The organism is Ohtaekwangia koreensis, from assembly GCF_900167975.1.
Taxonomy (GTDB): domain Bacteria; phylum Bacteroidota; class Bacteroidia; order Cytophagales; family Cyclobacteriaceae; genus Ohtaekwangia; species Ohtaekwangia koreensis.
The window spans coordinates 2,868,387-2,885,266 of record NZ_FUZU01000001.1 but is presented as its reverse complement, the minus strand read 5'-3'; the positions used below and the strand labels follow the sequence as shown (position 1 = coordinate 2,885,266).

Genomic DNA, 16,880 nt, shown 5'->3' with positions numbered 1-16,880 from the left:
GAAACAAGTGATCTATTGGGAACAACAGCGCGCAACCGTCGGCCATGCCTGGTATATATACTCATTGAAGCATACCATTCCCCGTGGCGGATTTAGTGCTGTTATACATTAGCTTTTGCAGGTGATCTTATTTAGTTTCTACAATTGCTACATCCCAGGATTTTATCGTTACCCGAGTATTTTTTTGAATCGGCAGATTCGTTATCAGATTAATTCCATCTGCATAAGTATACTGGAACGTTTGCTCGACAGATGAAAAATTATAGTAGAAATGAAGATTCTTCCCGTAATTACTTACACCGTGCTTTACTTTTACGCGCTCAGGCAACTGATAGTCCACTCCCAGAATGTTACGTTCAGCAAGTGCAGTAGTTACTATACTTTTAATAATGCTTTCTGAAGGTATAGTTCCGAAATAAGTAATCGCTCCTTTACCGCTGTTGTTTCGTACTATAGCGGGGTATATACCAAACACCGGATGATCGTAAAAAGCAAGTGGCTTAGCCGTGGTGGGCTGCAGAAACTCAACCCATTGCTCGGTATAGTTTTCGCCCTTTGCATTGAAGGGATCTCCCTTTAAAGGCACAGGTGTACGCAACGTTGAAAACTCCTGGTAGGTAAATCCTGCTATATCTGTAAGACCAGCAGGCATTGTCTCATGGCGTACAGCTGAGTACTCATTACAAAACCCGCTCTTCATCGTTACCACCAGATGTCCGCCATTCTTTACGAAGGCATTAAGCCTGTTCAATACTACATCGCTTGCTATATATAGGGATGGTACAATCAACACCTGGTATCGGCTCAGATCTTCTGTATTATCAAATACAAAGTCTGCTTCAACATTCAAATCGTATAAAACTTTGTAGAACCTTGCAAGTATCTTTTGATAGGCTCCGTCAGCATCCCAGGGGCCGGTTTCAGGGCCTTTGAAGTTGTTATCAAAACGTTGAAGGTTGAGAGCAACATCCGAATCTTCACTGAAGAGAATCGCTACTTTGTTATTCTTCCTGATGTTCACCAGCTTCCTGCCAAGCTTTTCACGCTCGTGCCCGATGGCGCTAATCTCTTTATATATTCTTCCGGGTTTGAGGTCATGGGGAAGAACTCCTCTCCAGTATTGTTCTATACCGTTGTGCAAAGAGTGCCAATGCCAATAGGAAACCAGGTTGGCGCCAGAGCCGATATGCGCGTAGTAATTTAGTCTTAGCTGCCCATCGTATGGAGGAAACTGTTCTTTTGAATTCCAGCCAATGGAAGCTGCGTTGGTTTCTGGAACCAGGTAATTTTTCATTTTCAGCGAGCGCGTGAAGTCACCCTGCATGGCGATGCGAAGTCCATCGGATCGATCCTGATCGTAATGATATATATTCACGCCTGCATAGTCGAGTACGGCTGAAATTGCCTTTTGATCCAAATCGCTGCGAAGAGCACCGGCAAAGTCGTGCATAATAAATTGGGAAGGCGCTTTGTATTTTTTAACGATGGATGCCTGCCAAGAAAGAAAATCAGTTACCGTAGATCGCTGGTATCGCGCCCACTCCAGCCTATAGCCCGGATGATTGAATCCGCTGGCAGGATGCAACTCGTCCCAATCGTTTATAGCTTGCCCCCAATAGTTAAGCCCCCATACTATATTTACTTTGTCAACGGTCTGAAATTTTTTCTTGAGGTAATCTATATATAGGAGGTGATTCACTTTATCATCCGGCCACTTGGAATGTGTTTCGTTATCGATCTGATAGCCTATGACCGCGGGATTTGCTTTATAGTGTTCTACGATTCTTTTTATAATTCTTTGACTATAGTATTGATATATAGGATTCGTTAAATCTACATTTTGACGGATGCCATATTTCAGTCGTTGTCCATTCTCCTGCATGGCTGTTATCTCCGGATATTTATGGTATAGCCAGGCCGGGATAGAATATGTGGGTGTGCCGATGATTACTTTAATGCCTGCTTTATGCATCGCGCTTACAACTTTATCCATCCACGCGAATTCAAATTCTCCTTCTTTAGGCTCCCATAATTGCCAGGTTGATTCACCTAAGCGAACATAGTTGATGCCGGCATCTTTCATTAACGCTACATCTTGCTCAAGCCGCTCATAAGGCATATACTCATGGTAATACGCTACACCAAACAAAATGTCATCAAAGGAATAAGACTGTGCTACTCCTGCGATGGAGCTGCCCAGGCCATACATAATAAGCAGGGATTTAATTACTATTTTTCTTGAACGCTTGGAGATCCGCCAGGAAACATTTAATAAAGTTGTCATCATATTTATCGAAACCGTTTGTAGTGGCCGGTGCCAGCTCATGTGTTTTTTGCAGGAAAGTAACGTGTTCTTGCATTCTTCAAGGGGTTCGAAAGATCGCATAGTAGGTAACCAATAGTCTCCCCAATACATACAGTACCACCTATAGTATAACAGTAACATAATAATAATGACCTAAAAGGGGCACTGATTGCGAGGCAATATTATGGAGATGTCAATTCGTTAAAGAGTCAAAATGGGAGTATATCCTGCTGGAAAACTATATCAACTAACAAATGCAACGATGAAAAAAGTATAGGGTACATCCGCGATTTAAAGCCTTCATCTGAACAACATCGGTGGTGATGGAACACTGCTTTTGCTTCGAAAATAAAAAGTCTAAAATGTATATACCTATAGTATCACAACGAAAGATTAACGTTTTCCAATCTCAAAGTATACTTTTTTGTCTTTTATCTTTATTCCGTTTTCGGCCCTGATCACGAACTTGCCGATCGAAAATTATAAGAAGAGTGAATCTCTTCCCGAGAGTGACTATGACAGAATTTTACCGTGATAAAATCGCAAAAATTTACTATGACCCGCAGGTTGATGCCTTATTCCTGGAATACCTTGGTAAGGTCACTGGAAATGATCAGTTCATAACAATCAATACTGCATTGCTGGAAGCATTCAGATCTTTGCAGACGCAGAAGTTTGTAGCAGATGTTCGTAAAATGGGCATCATTAGTATAGAGGCTCAAAAGTGGGTTGTCGGTATTTTGCTTCCCGGAATGATACAGCATCTGGCGGGAAAAAAATTAGTTCATGCACAATTATTAGACCCTGCTGAGGTGCTTTCGAAGATCTCTGCCAACAATGTAAAAGACAAAGCGGCAAAGGCAGAGGAAAGAATTGAGGTTACGCAATTCACGGATAGGGAGGAAATGATTGCCTTTATCAAAAATATACATACCCCGTGAAACCACCATAGGAGTTCTCTTTAGCTTTACCTGCTCTGAGCTGCTGCTCCTTGGTAAATATTTCTAAGATCGGCATTCTCACTTCTCCAGAGTAGGCGTTACACACACTTGCACACTCCCCTTTTTATAAACAATACAATCATCTCAAAATGCTGCATCAATAGTCTCTGGAGAGATTAAAACTGCAGTGGTCTCCTTTTTTGTATCCCGGCACTTTTTTGTTTTACTCCTGAGCGTTTCCATGTTTGCAGCGTCTATTAGTATGTCTATAGCTTAACATTGAAAACTCTCATGCAGCGAATTAATCTGAAAAAAAATCTGATCAAGGTGCTCCTGGTCTTATTGACAGCATTGCTTGTCGTCAATTGTATATTAACCTTCTTAAATGGCGACACCATTGTAGAGAACAACGCGCTACGGCAGCAGACAGACCAAATAAAACAAAGTACCGAACGCATCATTGCAGATATCGTTCATGGCGCGGACCTGGCCGTTCGCGGCTATGGACTAACAAAAAACGACAAACTTTCTGAACCATTAAGAATATCGTCAATATATAAAGACTCGGTATTTCTTGGTTTGGAGCGGCAATTTGTCGCCCAGCGCTATGACACGTCGAGTTTATATGAAATGAAAGCTGCTGTTGAAGATTATCTGTTGTTCTCAAACGAAATGATCGAGATGGCACGCCAGGATAGCATGAAGAGATTCATTTCAATTTTAAATGAAGATCGCGGGTTTGATCTCTGGAAGAAATATATGGCCTTCCGGGAGCCCTTGTTCTCCTATGAAGATACACTTAATAAGGAAGCAGAAGACCGGTATTTAGCCGCCGTTGGCGACAATAGACTCATAGTGCTTGTGCTATTGATTGTTGGTGTACCGACCATGATCTATATCATAACACGACTGGGGCGAGACGAAAAACAACTCGCCGCGCTCCTTCATAACCTCGACCAACAGAACCGCCAGTATATATTTGATAGCGGCTCCCCTTTAGATGCGAACGACATCGATCACGTGATCGAACATTCTATTCAAAATTTCAGGAAAGCCAATACGTTTATTTCCAGTATATCTGCCGGAAGTTACGCCGTAGAATGGGAATCCCTCGATGACACGAATCATTCCCTGAACCAAAGCAATCTGGCCGGAAACCTTATCAAAATGAGAGACCACCTGAATCATTCGAAACTTGTTAACGAAAAGCGGGAATGGAGTGTATCGGGTTTGGCAAAGCTTTTAACATTGATCCAAAATCAACGCGACATCAAAGAACTTGGCAACAGCGTTGTGAAATATATAGTAAAGTATACCCGGTCAAACCAGGCGTGCCTGTTTGCAGTCCCTGTTGAGCAAAACATGGATGATGAATATTTGAGTTTAGTGTCGTGCTACGCCTGGAGTAGAAATCGTTATATAAATATGACTATAACAAAGCGCGAGGGACTTGTGGGTCAGTGCTGGTATGAGCGCGAACCGATATTGCTGACACACGTACCCGAGGACTATGTACAAATCTCTTCTGGCCTGGGTGATGCTCTTCCCCGCTGCGTCTACATTGCCCCTATCAAAATGAACAACGTGGTCTATGGCGTTCTTGAATTAGCTTCGTTCAACCGTTTTGAAGAGTTCGAACTTGAATTTATCAATAAAGCCTGCGAAAGCATTGCCGCCTGTATTTTTGCAGTGCGCATGACCGAGAAGTCAGACCTCCTGCTATCGCAGTATACCAGCCAAATTGAGTCTTTAAAATCACAACTTCACGCAGCCAGCGTTCTGGCATAACGAATCGGACTGGCCCAAGCTATATATACTACCCTATACCTTATACGCCTGTCATACAGGTATAGGAACGGAGGATAATATATACTTGAATGTTATTTGGATATAGCTTCCTTTCCAGAAAACCAGCGTATACTATATGCCAGTTTTCTGGAAACACTGGAGGCACGAAAATCAACGCGCATCTATAGCTGGCTTTCATAAATTCAACAAAAGGTTTAAAGTATGAAACATCAATAGTTGCCCTGGCTTGACAGAGCACTGTTCAGTGGATTTCCCTTCTCTTCGATAATAATCAGCGGATGAAATGGCTATAAAGTATATATCACTTTTTGTACATCGGGTCATCGCCACGGTAACGCAGGTATTTGAAGGAAGCCTGACTGGTTGTGTTTTTCTCTGAAGCGGTAGCATATAAACCAAAAACACATCCTATGAATCCGCCGGCAACCCGCGTACTGAGGAACGTTGCGTCGAGATTGCCCTGTAACAAGCTCCATCGATCAGGCTTTGAAGTATAGTAAAAATCATAGTAATCACCACTGGCTTGTATGCGCAGGCGCACGGGCTTCACCCCCGGAGCAAGCAGTGCCTGCGTGAGGAGCTCCATACGTTCTGCTTCCGGGTTGCTTTTGAAGAGCTGGATCACCGGCTTGCCCTGGTCGGCTGATTGACATATATAGTAAAAATGTTTTTCATCCTGAAAAATTATCAGCCCTGCTTTTTCATGGTCCGCCGTTGTAGCAAAGCTGAGCTCTGTTTCGGCCTGGCAATACAGATGTTGCTGTCGCTTGCCGATGAAGGTCGGATGGCCTGTGCCCATGCATGTTTCCGGGGAGAGTTTCAGGGTAAGGCCCCGTGCCTTGTCCAGGCTAAATCGGCTGCTGTCACAGGTTCTCAAAAACAGCATGGACGGATCAAGCTCCTTATCGAAGCGTATCTCGTATTCAAAATTACCACTCTGTGGGCGGGCACCTTCTTGCGGTACCTCCTTATAGTTTGCCGTATAATAGTAAGCAATTTCCTCGCCTCGCAGGTCAACCACGGGCCAGTCGTTTTTCCAGGAGACCGGAGCCAAAAAAGTTTCTCTTCCCGTATTGTAAAAGTCACCGGCATAAGGGCGCACAGCGAGGAAGATCACGTAGGTATTGCCGTCCGGGCCTTCTACAAATTGTGCATGTCCTGCAGAGGTAATGGGATGCTTGCGATCTGCCGGCAGATGGCGCTGGGTGAGTATGGGATTACCTTCATAGGGAATGAAAGGTCCCTCCATAGACCTGCTGCGCAACACCACCTCGGAGTGGTTGACCGAGGTCCCACCTTCGGCCGCATACAGGTAATACCAGCCATTTCTTTTTATGAAATGAGGTCCTTCTATCCACACCGGCTTTTTGCTGATATCCACCCCGCCGTTGACAAGAATTTTTTCTTCCCCGGTGACCTTGAGGTTAACATAGTCAAATGCGTACATCCTTAAGGTCCGATGACCAGGATACAGCGGCTTGTTATCAGGGGCATCGCTATTGTAAACAACGTAGGCTTTGCCCGCATCAAAGTATAGTGAAGGGTCTATACCCCGAACCTCCGGCAGCCAGACCGGGTCGCTCCAGGGACCGGCTGGATCTTTTGCAGTAACCACAAAGTTCCCTCCCCGATCGATCAGCGTACAGGTAACGTAATATATACCGTTATGATGTTCTATTGCCGGTGCAAATAAACCTCGGGTCATACGATGGCCCATGAAGTTCATTTGGGAGGGTCTGTTAATGACGTTTCCTACTTGCTTCCAGTTTTTTAAGTCATTGCTGTGAAAGACGGGGATGCCCGGGAAATAGGCGAACGTGGAATTGATCAGATAATAATCCGAGCCTACCTTTACTACACTGGGGTCAGGATAGAAACCGGCCAGCACGGGATTGGTCACGGTAGTGGATTGCGTGGCACCTTTCCCTGCGTACAGGCATAACGCTGCTACGGTAATCATAAAGAATTTCCACTTCATCATAGTTGTATTATATATCTTATAATCAGTAGTTTATTATATTATTATTCATGTATTTTTGAAGGTCATACCGGCAACTTTACGGTTATGGCCTTGTGTTGCTCCGGCTATTTTCATTGAGAGGCGATTACAAAAAAGTTAGGGTCACATCGCTCGGGGCGGGTAACCCTAACCATGCAAGAGTCAACATCTCAAAGACCAGTTCTTTTCGATTCCAACCTAGTCCGTGGTTCTATACCCGGGGTTTTGATATGCATCCTTTTGGTCCTGCGTCATGTTCATATTGTCCAACTGACTTTGGGGAATGGGCCGCAGGTAATGATACTTTTCAATGTTCCGTGTGACGGTTGTCGGCGTATGATCGCCTACGCCAGGTCCGCAGATCGTATAGGAGGCGGCCACATCTTGCCATTTTTGCGTACGAGTCAGGTCATACCAGCGATAGCCTTCCCCGAAATATTCGCGTGAGCGTTCGGCCAGTATATAATCGATGTCAATTATTGCAGGAGTAGCGGCTACCATCGCAGCACTGTTATCCTCTACTTTGGCTACATTGCCATTGTTGTCCCAACGCCACTTGCCGGCACGGGCGCGGATCACGTTGATCAGATCGTAAGCACTTTGCCCCGCTGTGGCGGCCGCTCCTTTTACGACGGCTTCTGCGGCAATGAAATAAAACTCCGAGAACTTGGTAATATTAAAGGGCCTGGTGCTGGCAGCGTTGGGCTGTCCCAGGCCCGTGCCGTTGTCCGTACGATATGTGCCCAGTTTCCACAGGCCGGGATAGATCAAGCGGCTGACGCCGCTGGGTGCCACCACGTAGTCAGCTCTTCCGGGCAGTACACCCGCTCCAACGCTGCTCTTGTAAACGGCATTGGAATAGTCAACGGCAGTAGCAGGATCTTCATCCAGAAACGTCAGGATCGGCTCTCCGGGGGTAACCTGCATATTGTTTGCGTTATACAAAAACGCGTTGGCAACACCGGCCTTCGGCCAGTTACCTCGGTATACGGTGGCGAAGGTTCCATCATAGCGTGAATCATTGGTCTTATCGGCAAAGGTATTTTTAAATATACCGTGTGGCGGTGCCATCCGTACCCAGGGACGTCCAAGGCCTTGCGCAGCTTCACGCTGCACCGGATTCACAGTCTGAGGCGCACTCCAATCTGTTTTCGAGGCGGTGATGTTTGGATAGGCCCATGTCAACATCCAGACAGCAAAATTATCAGCATCACCACCACTTCCATACGTCAGGCTTGATCCATTGTAGAGTTCACTTGTCTCGGTGTGGTCTGCATACAGTAGCATCTCTTTGTTACGATCATTTTCTCCCAGGTTAACGTCGTAGTAGGTATCCATCAAACCATAGGGTCCGGGATCATTGATTGCTGCTGTTGCCACGTCATAAGCTTGTTGAAAATACCATTGGGCATTGTGTCCATCGGGGTCAATACGCTCGGCCTCAGGAAAGGTAGGAATGCTATTGGGGTTTTCCAGCCACCATCCATATGTCAGGTATGCTTTGGCCAGAAAAAGACGTGCAGTAGTCTTGGTTACAGCACCCTTTACCCGGGCCGTCACCGGCAAATTGTCGACCGCCAGACGCAAGTCTGGAAAGATAGCTCTGGTATATACTTCCGGAACGGTATTGCGTACAGATGTCCGCGACACGGAAGTGTTAAACTTCAATTCACCAGCGCCCAGGTCAAGGGGCACACCGCCAAAAGTCTGCACCAGCATGAAGTAGTCGAATGCCCGGAAAAACCTGGCCTCTGAAATCAGGGCTTCCGAGATCCCTACCGGGGTGGCATTTTCAATCACACCGTTGGCAGTATTGATGTTGGGAAATGCATTTGACCACAGGTTACTGGCATCGCTATTGGAAGGGGTAATGGGCGATGCACCCGAGAGGTCAAAAATCTGGAAGCCGCTTCCTGCGCCACTCGCACCCCAGGTGGCTTCATCGGTGCCTGTAAGGGTAGAATTGTAAAAGTATGCGTTCCCAAAGATGTAGCGCAAATGGGCATACATTCCCGTAAGGCCACCGTAGACGCCGTTTTCAGTTTTGAAGTACTCTGGTGTATAGATCGCCCGGGGCTTTTCGTTCAAAATATCGGTACATCCTACTAAAAGAGCCATCATCAGTGCTGCTCCTCTAACAAAGATCATAGGTATACATTTCATGGTTAATGTGTTTAGAATGTCAAATTGAGACCTAGCAAGTAATTACGGGTTGAAGGTGTATTCGTACCCACCGTCAGGATTCGTCTGAGGTTGGACGAATAAGGCACGGCCGCGTTCTCATTCCCGTAAGAATTCGTTTCCGGATCCATACCGGACTCATCGTGGTAGGGCGAGAACATCACAAATGGATTTTGAGCGGCTACATATACGCGCAGATTCGAAATACCGGCTTTTGCCAGCACTTGTCTGGGCACGTTGTAGCCAAGGGTAATGGTGCGGATCTTCAAATACGATGCGTCGAAGTAACCCAAGGTGCTTCCATATTTGGGGTTGTCACCCCCCACGCCACCCGGTGCAGGATACTTGGCGTCTGTGTTCTCAGGAGTCCAGTAGTCCACGCGCACGTTGTTTCCGGCCCTTGAATTCAAATTGTTGAGATAACCGGCAGAGCCGTATAAGGTGCTATTGAGGATACCTCCGTTTTTGAAAGTCCCCACAATACTCAAATCAATCCCCTTATAGGCAACACGTGTATTGAAGCCTCCCTGGAAGTTCGGCTGGATGTTGATGATCTGACGGTCCTGGGCATTAATAGCCCGCACAGGAGTGCCGTCGGCATTGTATTCTCCGGTGTACTTCACCTTGATCATACCGGGCTTGCTGGCTGAGCCGGGTTCGAGGATGCCAAGGTGCTGGTCGCCTTCCTGCCAGAGTCCAATTTTCTCATAGTCATAGATCACATCAATGGGATGTCCTACGAACCACCAGTTACCTTCATCCCGGAGTTGCCCGGATGCCAGGGATACAAGCTCATTGCGGTTGGCATACAGGTTGAAGCCCAGATCCCACGACCAGCCGTTCAGATTATCAATGATGGTTCCGTTAAGTGTGATTTCAATACCCTTGTTCTGGGTCTGGCCCATGTTTGCCGTGATGCTGCTCACCCCAGAGGTCGAGGGCAGACCTACCGGCAGGAGAACGTCCTTTGTATCCTGAACATAGTACTCTACAGTACCCGATAACCGGTTGTCAAAGGCCTTAAAGTCTAACCCGTAGTTGAATGTCTGAGAGTATTCCCAACCCAGTTCGGCATTGGGCAATTGAGAGACGGTAAAGCCGGTTGAGTATGTGTCATCTCCGAAATTATAGGGCCTGGTACTCAGCAAGCCAAGTGTCTGGTAGGGGCTTACCGATTGATTCGAGGTTTGCCCGTACCCAACTCTGAGCTTGAGCAGATTCAGCTGACTGATATCGGTCATAAAGCTCTCCCGGGAGATATTCCATCCCACAGAAATTGCCGGATACGTATGCCACTTATGTCCGGAGGCAAGCCGTGATGAGCCATCGGAACGGAAGGTTGCGCTGAGCATGTAGCGATCGTCATAGGAATACATAACCCTTCCCATGTAAGAGAGCAGGCCCCACTGGGTGTAGCTCTGGTCTGCAGGATTCACGGTGATCACGCCATCGGCGCGGCCCAGGTTATAGAATTGGAACTGATCGGCGGGAATATCCCGCGCTGTTACCCGGGAGGTGTTGGAGGTTTCCTGCTGCGCAGAGTATAGCAACACAGCGTTCAGGTCGTGTTTGCCGAAGCTGCGATCATAGGTGAGCAGGTTCTCCGCCGCCCAGTTGGTCATCAGCGTGCTGCTAATGGCCGCCGTTGAGGGTGTGGTGGGAACACCGCTGAATACTCCCTCGCCTGTATAATTGCCATAGTTGCTCTGTCGCATGCTCAGGCCAAGGTTAAGGCGATATTTGAGTCCCTCTACGCCAGGAATTCCTATTTCGGTATATACGGTATTGTACGTGCCATAGGCCTTTGTCTTGTCAACATACTTGTCGCCGAGACTTTCAAATCTTCCGCGTGAAGGCACCCATTGCGCTCCTGTGGTTGACTCTTGTATAATCTCCTTCATGGTACCGTCTGCGTTGTAGGGATTGGCAATCGGTGAGCGGCCCAAAGCCATGCTGACGGCAGGCACGTTGTCCCCATTTGTAATGGAATAGTTGGAATTGGAGTTGATGCCGATCCGGATATACTTGTTGATTTCCTGGTCCAGGGAAAAGCGCATGGAATAGCGCGTAAAATTCTGTAACGGCACAACGGCCTCATCACGAAAATAACCGGCACCGAAATAGTATGTGCCCTTCTCGGTTCCGCCGGACATGCCCACATCGTGGCTGGTGACCATCGCGTTTTTGTAGATCATATCCTGCCAATCGGTGTTGACATCATTGGATTCATCCAGGGTGTTGTTGAATTTCTGGGCGCTGGTCGCACGCAGGGCAGCAAACTCCGGCCCGTTCATCATAGGATATTTTGCAAACACGGTTTTCACACCGTGGTAGCCGTTATAGGAAACCTGGGCTTTCTGTCCCTTGGTTCCACGGTTGGTCGTGATGAGCAACACACCGTTGGCACCCCGGGAGCCATAAATAGCGGTTGCCGAAGCATCTTTCAGAATGTCGATGCTCTTTATGCTGTTCGGATCGATATCGTTAATAGAACCGGCAAAGGGAATACCGTCAACAACGAGCAGCGGGTCGTTACTGGCAAGCAAAGACCGCGTACCGCGGACACGAATTTGCATCGCTGTGCCAGGCTTGGAGGACGTCTGAGAGATGTCAACGCCTACTGCCCTTCCCTGCAAAGCCTGCGAAATATTCGGAGACGGCATGTCGCGAAGTGTGTTCCCACTCATCGACACGACCGACCCGGTCACAGCCTCCTGTCGCTGCGTGCCATATCCCACAACAACAACCTCCGAGAGCGACTGAATGTTGGGCGAAAGTGTTACGTCAATCACGGCCCGGTTTCCGACCGTTTCTTCAGTGGCTGTATACCCAATGAAGGAAAACACTAAAACTGCGTCCTGGTCTGGCACTTGTATGGAGTAACCTCCATCTCCATCGCTGGTAGTGCCCGAGCTCGTCCCCTTGATAATAACGTTCACACCGGGAAGGCTGGTTCCGGTTTCATCGACGATGCGACCACGGACTGTAGTCTGGGCATTTGCCGTCACACTGATGAGCGACAGCAGAAAAACAATGTGGAGACACCAGGAGCATCGCCATACATACACGAATCGTAAAAGTCCTCTTTTCATAGAATTTGGGTTTGGATTTTTTTTGTCGGACACACGCCTATCTTTTTGGAATTTGGTTTCATTATAAGCGCACCCGTCTACAAGTGGACGGGCTACCCCACGCCAACGCAAACGGTTGCACTAATGTGCTGTATTGGCCCGCCAAAGGCCTTTCACGAATTGAACATTCTCTTGCATTTTTAAATCGCTGGCGAAAAAAGTGCGTTACTACACAAAAAGGCGCCTTTTTGGTCAGCAAAGGCGCGGGAGTGATAACGAAAATGATTTACTTAATGGTTGGATAAAAGGTCGAAGTGCTTTGCCGGGCTTGCTGCCTGAAGTCAAATATCAGCTTGCCATGTCCAGGTATTCCGAGGGCGCTTTTCCATACTCATCCTTGAAGCTGCGCGTGAAATAAGAGGCGGAATTAAAGCCGGTTTGATAGGCAATTTCAGAGAGTGTATACTGCTTGGTCTCCATCAGTTTAAGAGCCTGCTTGAGACGCACCATCCGTATGAATTCTACCGCAGTTTTACCGGTCAGGGCTTTGATTTTCCGATACACCTGTACACGGCTTAAATTGAAAAGCTCGGCGATAGAATCGACCCCGAGTTGGGCATCCTGGATATGGTCGATGATATAGTCAACGGCACGCTGAAGGAATGCCTGGTCGATCCCGTTGGTAGCCATTTTTGATGGCAGCAAATAGACATCCTGGCTGAAATGTGAATACAGTTTTTGACGGGATTCAATAAGGCTGCGCACATGGGTCATTAAAAAACGCACACTGAAGGGTTTGGTAATATATGCGTCGGCACCGGATTCTATGCCCGTGATCTGGTCTTCTACGCTGGCCTTCGCCGTGAGCAAGATGAATGGGATATGACTGGTTTTGATATCACCTTTTATCTCTTTACAGAGTTCAATCCCCGTTTTCTCGGCCATGAGGATATCACTGATAATCAAGTCCGGGCTTTTCTCCAGGGCTATGTGTAATCCATGCTGGCCGTTGTCGGCCTGCCACACGGTATATTCATGGCTGAGTTCCGCGCCGATATATTCCCGCAGTTCTACATTGTCTTCCACGAGCAATACCTGGCAGCGCTCCTTGTTTACCGCCGGCTCGTTTCCGGTGTAGTAACCCCTGGGAGACAGCTCTGCGGGGGTGCAGACCACTTCCCCGGGCGTATCCATGACAGCTTCTATACCATAGGCTTTTGAATCTATTGGAAGGACGATAGTGAACCTGGTTTCTTTGCCTGGAGTACTCTCAGCACTGATTGTGCCGAGGTGCAATTCAACGAGTGCTTTGGTCAGTGAGAGTCCGATACCCGTGCCGGGGTTGGTGACCTGAGTGGCAGACTTTGCCTGGTAAAATTTGTCAAAGATCCGGGAGATCTCCTCAGAAGAAATCCCAATCCCATTGTCCTGAATTATGAGCTCCAGACATCGCGATACCATCCCCGGTGGAATCAACATTTGTGAAGCCCGCAGGGTGACGGCAATCTGCCCGCCGTCCGGGGTAAATTTGAAGGCATTAGACAGGACATTGACCAGCATTCTTTCAAGTTTGTCACGGTCAAACCAGCCCCGCAATGAGGCTAGCTCAGCGGTGACCGTAAAGGCGATCTTCCTTTTACTTGCAACATCATTAAACAACGATACTACGCTCATGATGAAGGCTACCAGTTCTCCGTGTCGCGGGTTTAGTTTTAAACTTCCGCTTTCAATTTTGTTAAAATCCATCAGCTCATTTACCAATCGCATCATTTTGTCGGCATTCTTGTAAGCCGTCTCAATGCGCTCCTTCACAGCGGAGGGCACATGCTGGCCGCTCATCAGAGACTCCAGGGGCATGAGAATCAAACTGAGCGGCGTTCTGAATTCATGTGAAATGTTGGTGAAGAATTGCGTCTTGGACTCATTGAGTTCATGTTCACGCTCACGAGCCAGCCGCTCCAGGGCCAGTTGATTTTCCATGTTCACCCGCTCCACCCTGATTTTGGAGGCGAAAAAAAACAACGAGGCGGCTACCAGCACATAGATACTGAAGGCCCACCAGGTTTTCCACGGTGCCTGGTAGATGGTAATCTCGAGCCGTGTTGGCGCCTCCCGCCAGGTGCCATCCCCCTCAGAGGCCTTGGCTAAAAACACATAATGGCCGGGGTCGATGTTGGTATAGGTAGCCTGGTGGCTGGCACCGGCATAATTCCAGTCTTTGTCAAAGCCCTCAAGCTTATAGGCATAGTTCTGTCTGGAAGAGGGACCAAATTGAATGGCAACAAAATCTATTACAAAGGAACGCTGATCGTAGGACAAGTCAATTTTCGAAGTCAGGCTGATATGCTTCTCCAGGGGGGACCCCGGCTGGCCAATGGCCACGGACTGATTGTTCACTTTCAGGTCTGCTAAATACACGGTTGGCTTGCCCGGCTTACGGCGTATGCTGTCGGGATAGAATGCGTTGAATCCATTGTTGGAACCAAAGAAGACTTGCCCCGTACTACTGCGAAGGCAGGCGCCCGGATAAAAGTCATTTGAAGCAAGTCCATCTTTGCGCGAGTAATTAATGAAGGCACCCGTGAGTGGATCAAACAGGGACAGTCCATTGTTGGAGCTAATCCATAAATTGCCTGTGGCATCGGAAATGATTGCCCGCATGGTATTGCTGGGCAGTCCTTCTTTTTTGCGGAAGCTTCTAAATTCTGCAGAGCCTTGCGCTTTAACATTCAACCCGTTGTCAGTGGTGGCAACCCACAAGTTTTTTTTCCGGTCTTCATACAGCGCCTGGATGCCACTGCTGCTGATGCTGCCCTTGCGATCACTTTGAAGGAACCATTGGTAGGAATAGGTATGATCGCCCTTTTTTTCGAGAGCATACAGGCCGTACATCGTGCCTACCCAGAAAGTTCCATCGGCGTCTTCCGCCATGCTGCTTACATAGGATGTACGCGTGATGTAGTGGGGCTTTGTATCTTCACTCAAAGACAGAAAACTTTGAGCTTTTTCGTCGAAATAGAAAAGTCCACTGCCCCCTGAACCGGCCCAGATGGTGCCGCTGCGATCCTGGTAGAGGCAGTACGCTTTGTTGTCTCCGAAGCCTCCGGATTTCACTGCGTAGTTGTCAAGCTTTTGCGAGTTCAGGTTGTAGCGGTATACCCCCTGCCCTCCCGTACCAATCCAGAGATTACCATGTCTGTCAACGATAAGGGCGTTGAGAAACTTGTTGGCAAGGCGGCTGTTGAGACCACGCCAGTCTTCCAGCGCATGTGTTTTAGCGTGAAGCCTGGCTATTCCCAGTCCGTCAAAAGCAATCCATATGTTTCCCTTGTGATCTTCAGCAAAACTCTTCACGTTCTTGCCAGTCAGGTCGATGGGCTTATAGGCGCCATAGTAAAAGTAATCGAACTTACGGGCATGTCGGTCCAGCAGGTATGCGCCGCGGTTGAAAGTTCCGATCCAGGTAAGTCCTTCACGGTCTACGTAAACCGATCGTATGGAGTTGGTTGGCAAGTCTTTAAGGCTCCCTTCATGAGCTAAATACCGGGTTATGCGACCTGACCTGGCGTCCAGGTGATTGAGTCCTGAGTTCTCCCCCCCGATCCATAGGTCACCCTTTTGATCCATACTCAAGGTCAGGATGTTATTCCAGCTTGCTCCAAACATTTGCTCGCCGGAAACAATCAGGTTCACGGTATAATATCCGTTGGCCGGAACGAGTTTGAAGATTTCACCATTTACGCTTGACATCCACAGGTTGCCAGCCTTATCAGTTAGGAGCTGCGAAATTTGCCTGGCAGGCAAACCGCTGCCTGCCAGTGTCAGCGGCATAAGCGCTGTTTTTGTTGCATGGAAAAGTCTTAACCCGCCTTTGGTCCCACACCACATTTGATCATCGATACTCAGCAGGCAGTTCACGTAATTGGCGGGGGATGAAAACTTGCCGACTGCGGGATCTATAAGATATGTAAAGCAATGATTTTCAGCATCATATACATTCACACCGCCACCATAAGTTCCAATCCATAGCCGCCCCTGAGGATCCTGCGACAACGCCGTAATGAAGCGATTGTTGAGGTGGTTTTTATTTCCCGGGAGCGAGTCTACGTCGATGAAATGATCTTTTTGAGGATCATAGATGCAAAGCCCGGAAGGTGTTCCAATCCAAAGTCTTTGTTTTGCATCTTCCAGGATAACGTTTATGTTGTTATGGCAAAGGCTGGTCTTCTCATCGGGGTTATGCTCATACCGGTATACGCTCGTTCCATCATAGCGAATCAATCCGTCTGCCAGGCCCAGCCACATGAAGCCCCTGCTATCCTTAAAAAAGCAACGGACAAATGAGTTTGAAATTGCCTCCGGTGCAACCGGGATAAACACAGAAGACTGCCCATATCCTGGCACGTAACAACGCCAGAAAATGAGTATGGCAATCAGCAGGCTTCGAATGCTCAGCCCGCTGCCGATCCCCATACTTTTCCAAAAGAATGTTGTACTCTGAACGCTGCTTTCTCTCCAAACTCGATTCATGTCGCTGGCCATCAGGGCGCGATTTTATACTATATCAAATCCAA

At 47.8% G+C, this 16,880-nt stretch carries 7 protein-coding genes; 2 read left to right on the top strand and 5 right to left on the bottom strand.

The window, feature by feature from the left end:
• Window positions 1-127 precede the first annotated feature (127 nt).
• Entirely contained in the window at window positions 128-2,287 is a 2,160-nt protein-coding gene (locus B5Y40_RS11480; RefSeq protein ID WP_159453672.1) for a beta-galactosidase, read from the bottom strand.
• A gap of 533 nt (window positions 2,288-2,820) precedes the next feature.
• Between B5Y40_RS11480 and B5Y40_RS11475 the strand changes: the two genes are divergently transcribed.
• Entirely contained in the window at window positions 2,821-3,246 is a 426-nt protein-coding gene (locus B5Y40_RS11475; RefSeq protein WP_079686788.1) for a hypothetical protein, read from the top strand.
• A 291-nt stretch (window positions 3,247-3,537) separates the two neighbouring features.
• Window positions 3,538-5,034 (top strand): GAF domain-containing protein, encoded by a 1,497-nt coding sequence (locus B5Y40_RS11470; protein ID WP_079686787.1) that lies wholly within the window; start codon window positions 3,538-3,540, stop codon window positions 5,032-5,034.
• A gap of 322 nt (window positions 5,035-5,356) precedes the next feature.
• Here B5Y40_RS11470 and B5Y40_RS11465 read toward each other — a convergent pair whose 3' ends face one another.
• From B5Y40_RS11465 to B5Y40_RS11450, 4 genes are all read right to left on the bottom strand, one after another.
• Window positions 5,357-7,015, bottom strand: a complete 1,659-nt coding sequence (locus tag B5Y40_RS11465; RefSeq protein ID WP_245840540.1) for a glycoside hydrolase family 43 protein — start codon at window positions 7,013-7,015, stop codon at window positions 5,357-5,359.
• Between the two features lie 237 nt (window positions 7,016-7,252).
• Window positions 7,253-9,202, bottom strand: a complete 1,950-nt coding sequence (locus B5Y40_RS11460) for a RagB/SusD family nutrient uptake outer membrane protein (RefSeq protein ID WP_245840520.1) — start codon at window positions 9,200-9,202, stop codon at window positions 7,253-7,255.
• 26 nt (window positions 9,203-9,228) lie between these two features.
• The gene (locus B5Y40_RS11455; RefSeq protein ID WP_079687178.1) at window positions 9,229-12,327 is read right to left on the bottom strand and encodes a SusC/RagA family TonB-linked outer membrane protein; all 3,099 of its coding nucleotides are present in this window, start codon (window positions 12,325-12,327) and stop codon (window positions 9,229-9,231) included.
• A gap of 327 nt (window positions 12,328-12,654) precedes the next feature.
• A complete protein-coding gene (locus B5Y40_RS11450) occupies window positions 12,655-16,848 on the bottom strand; it encodes a hybrid sensor histidine kinase/response regulator transcription factor (protein ID WP_079686785.1) in 4,194 nt (1,397 codons plus the stop codon).
• Between the last annotated feature and the right edge of the window lie 32 nt (window positions 16,849-16,880).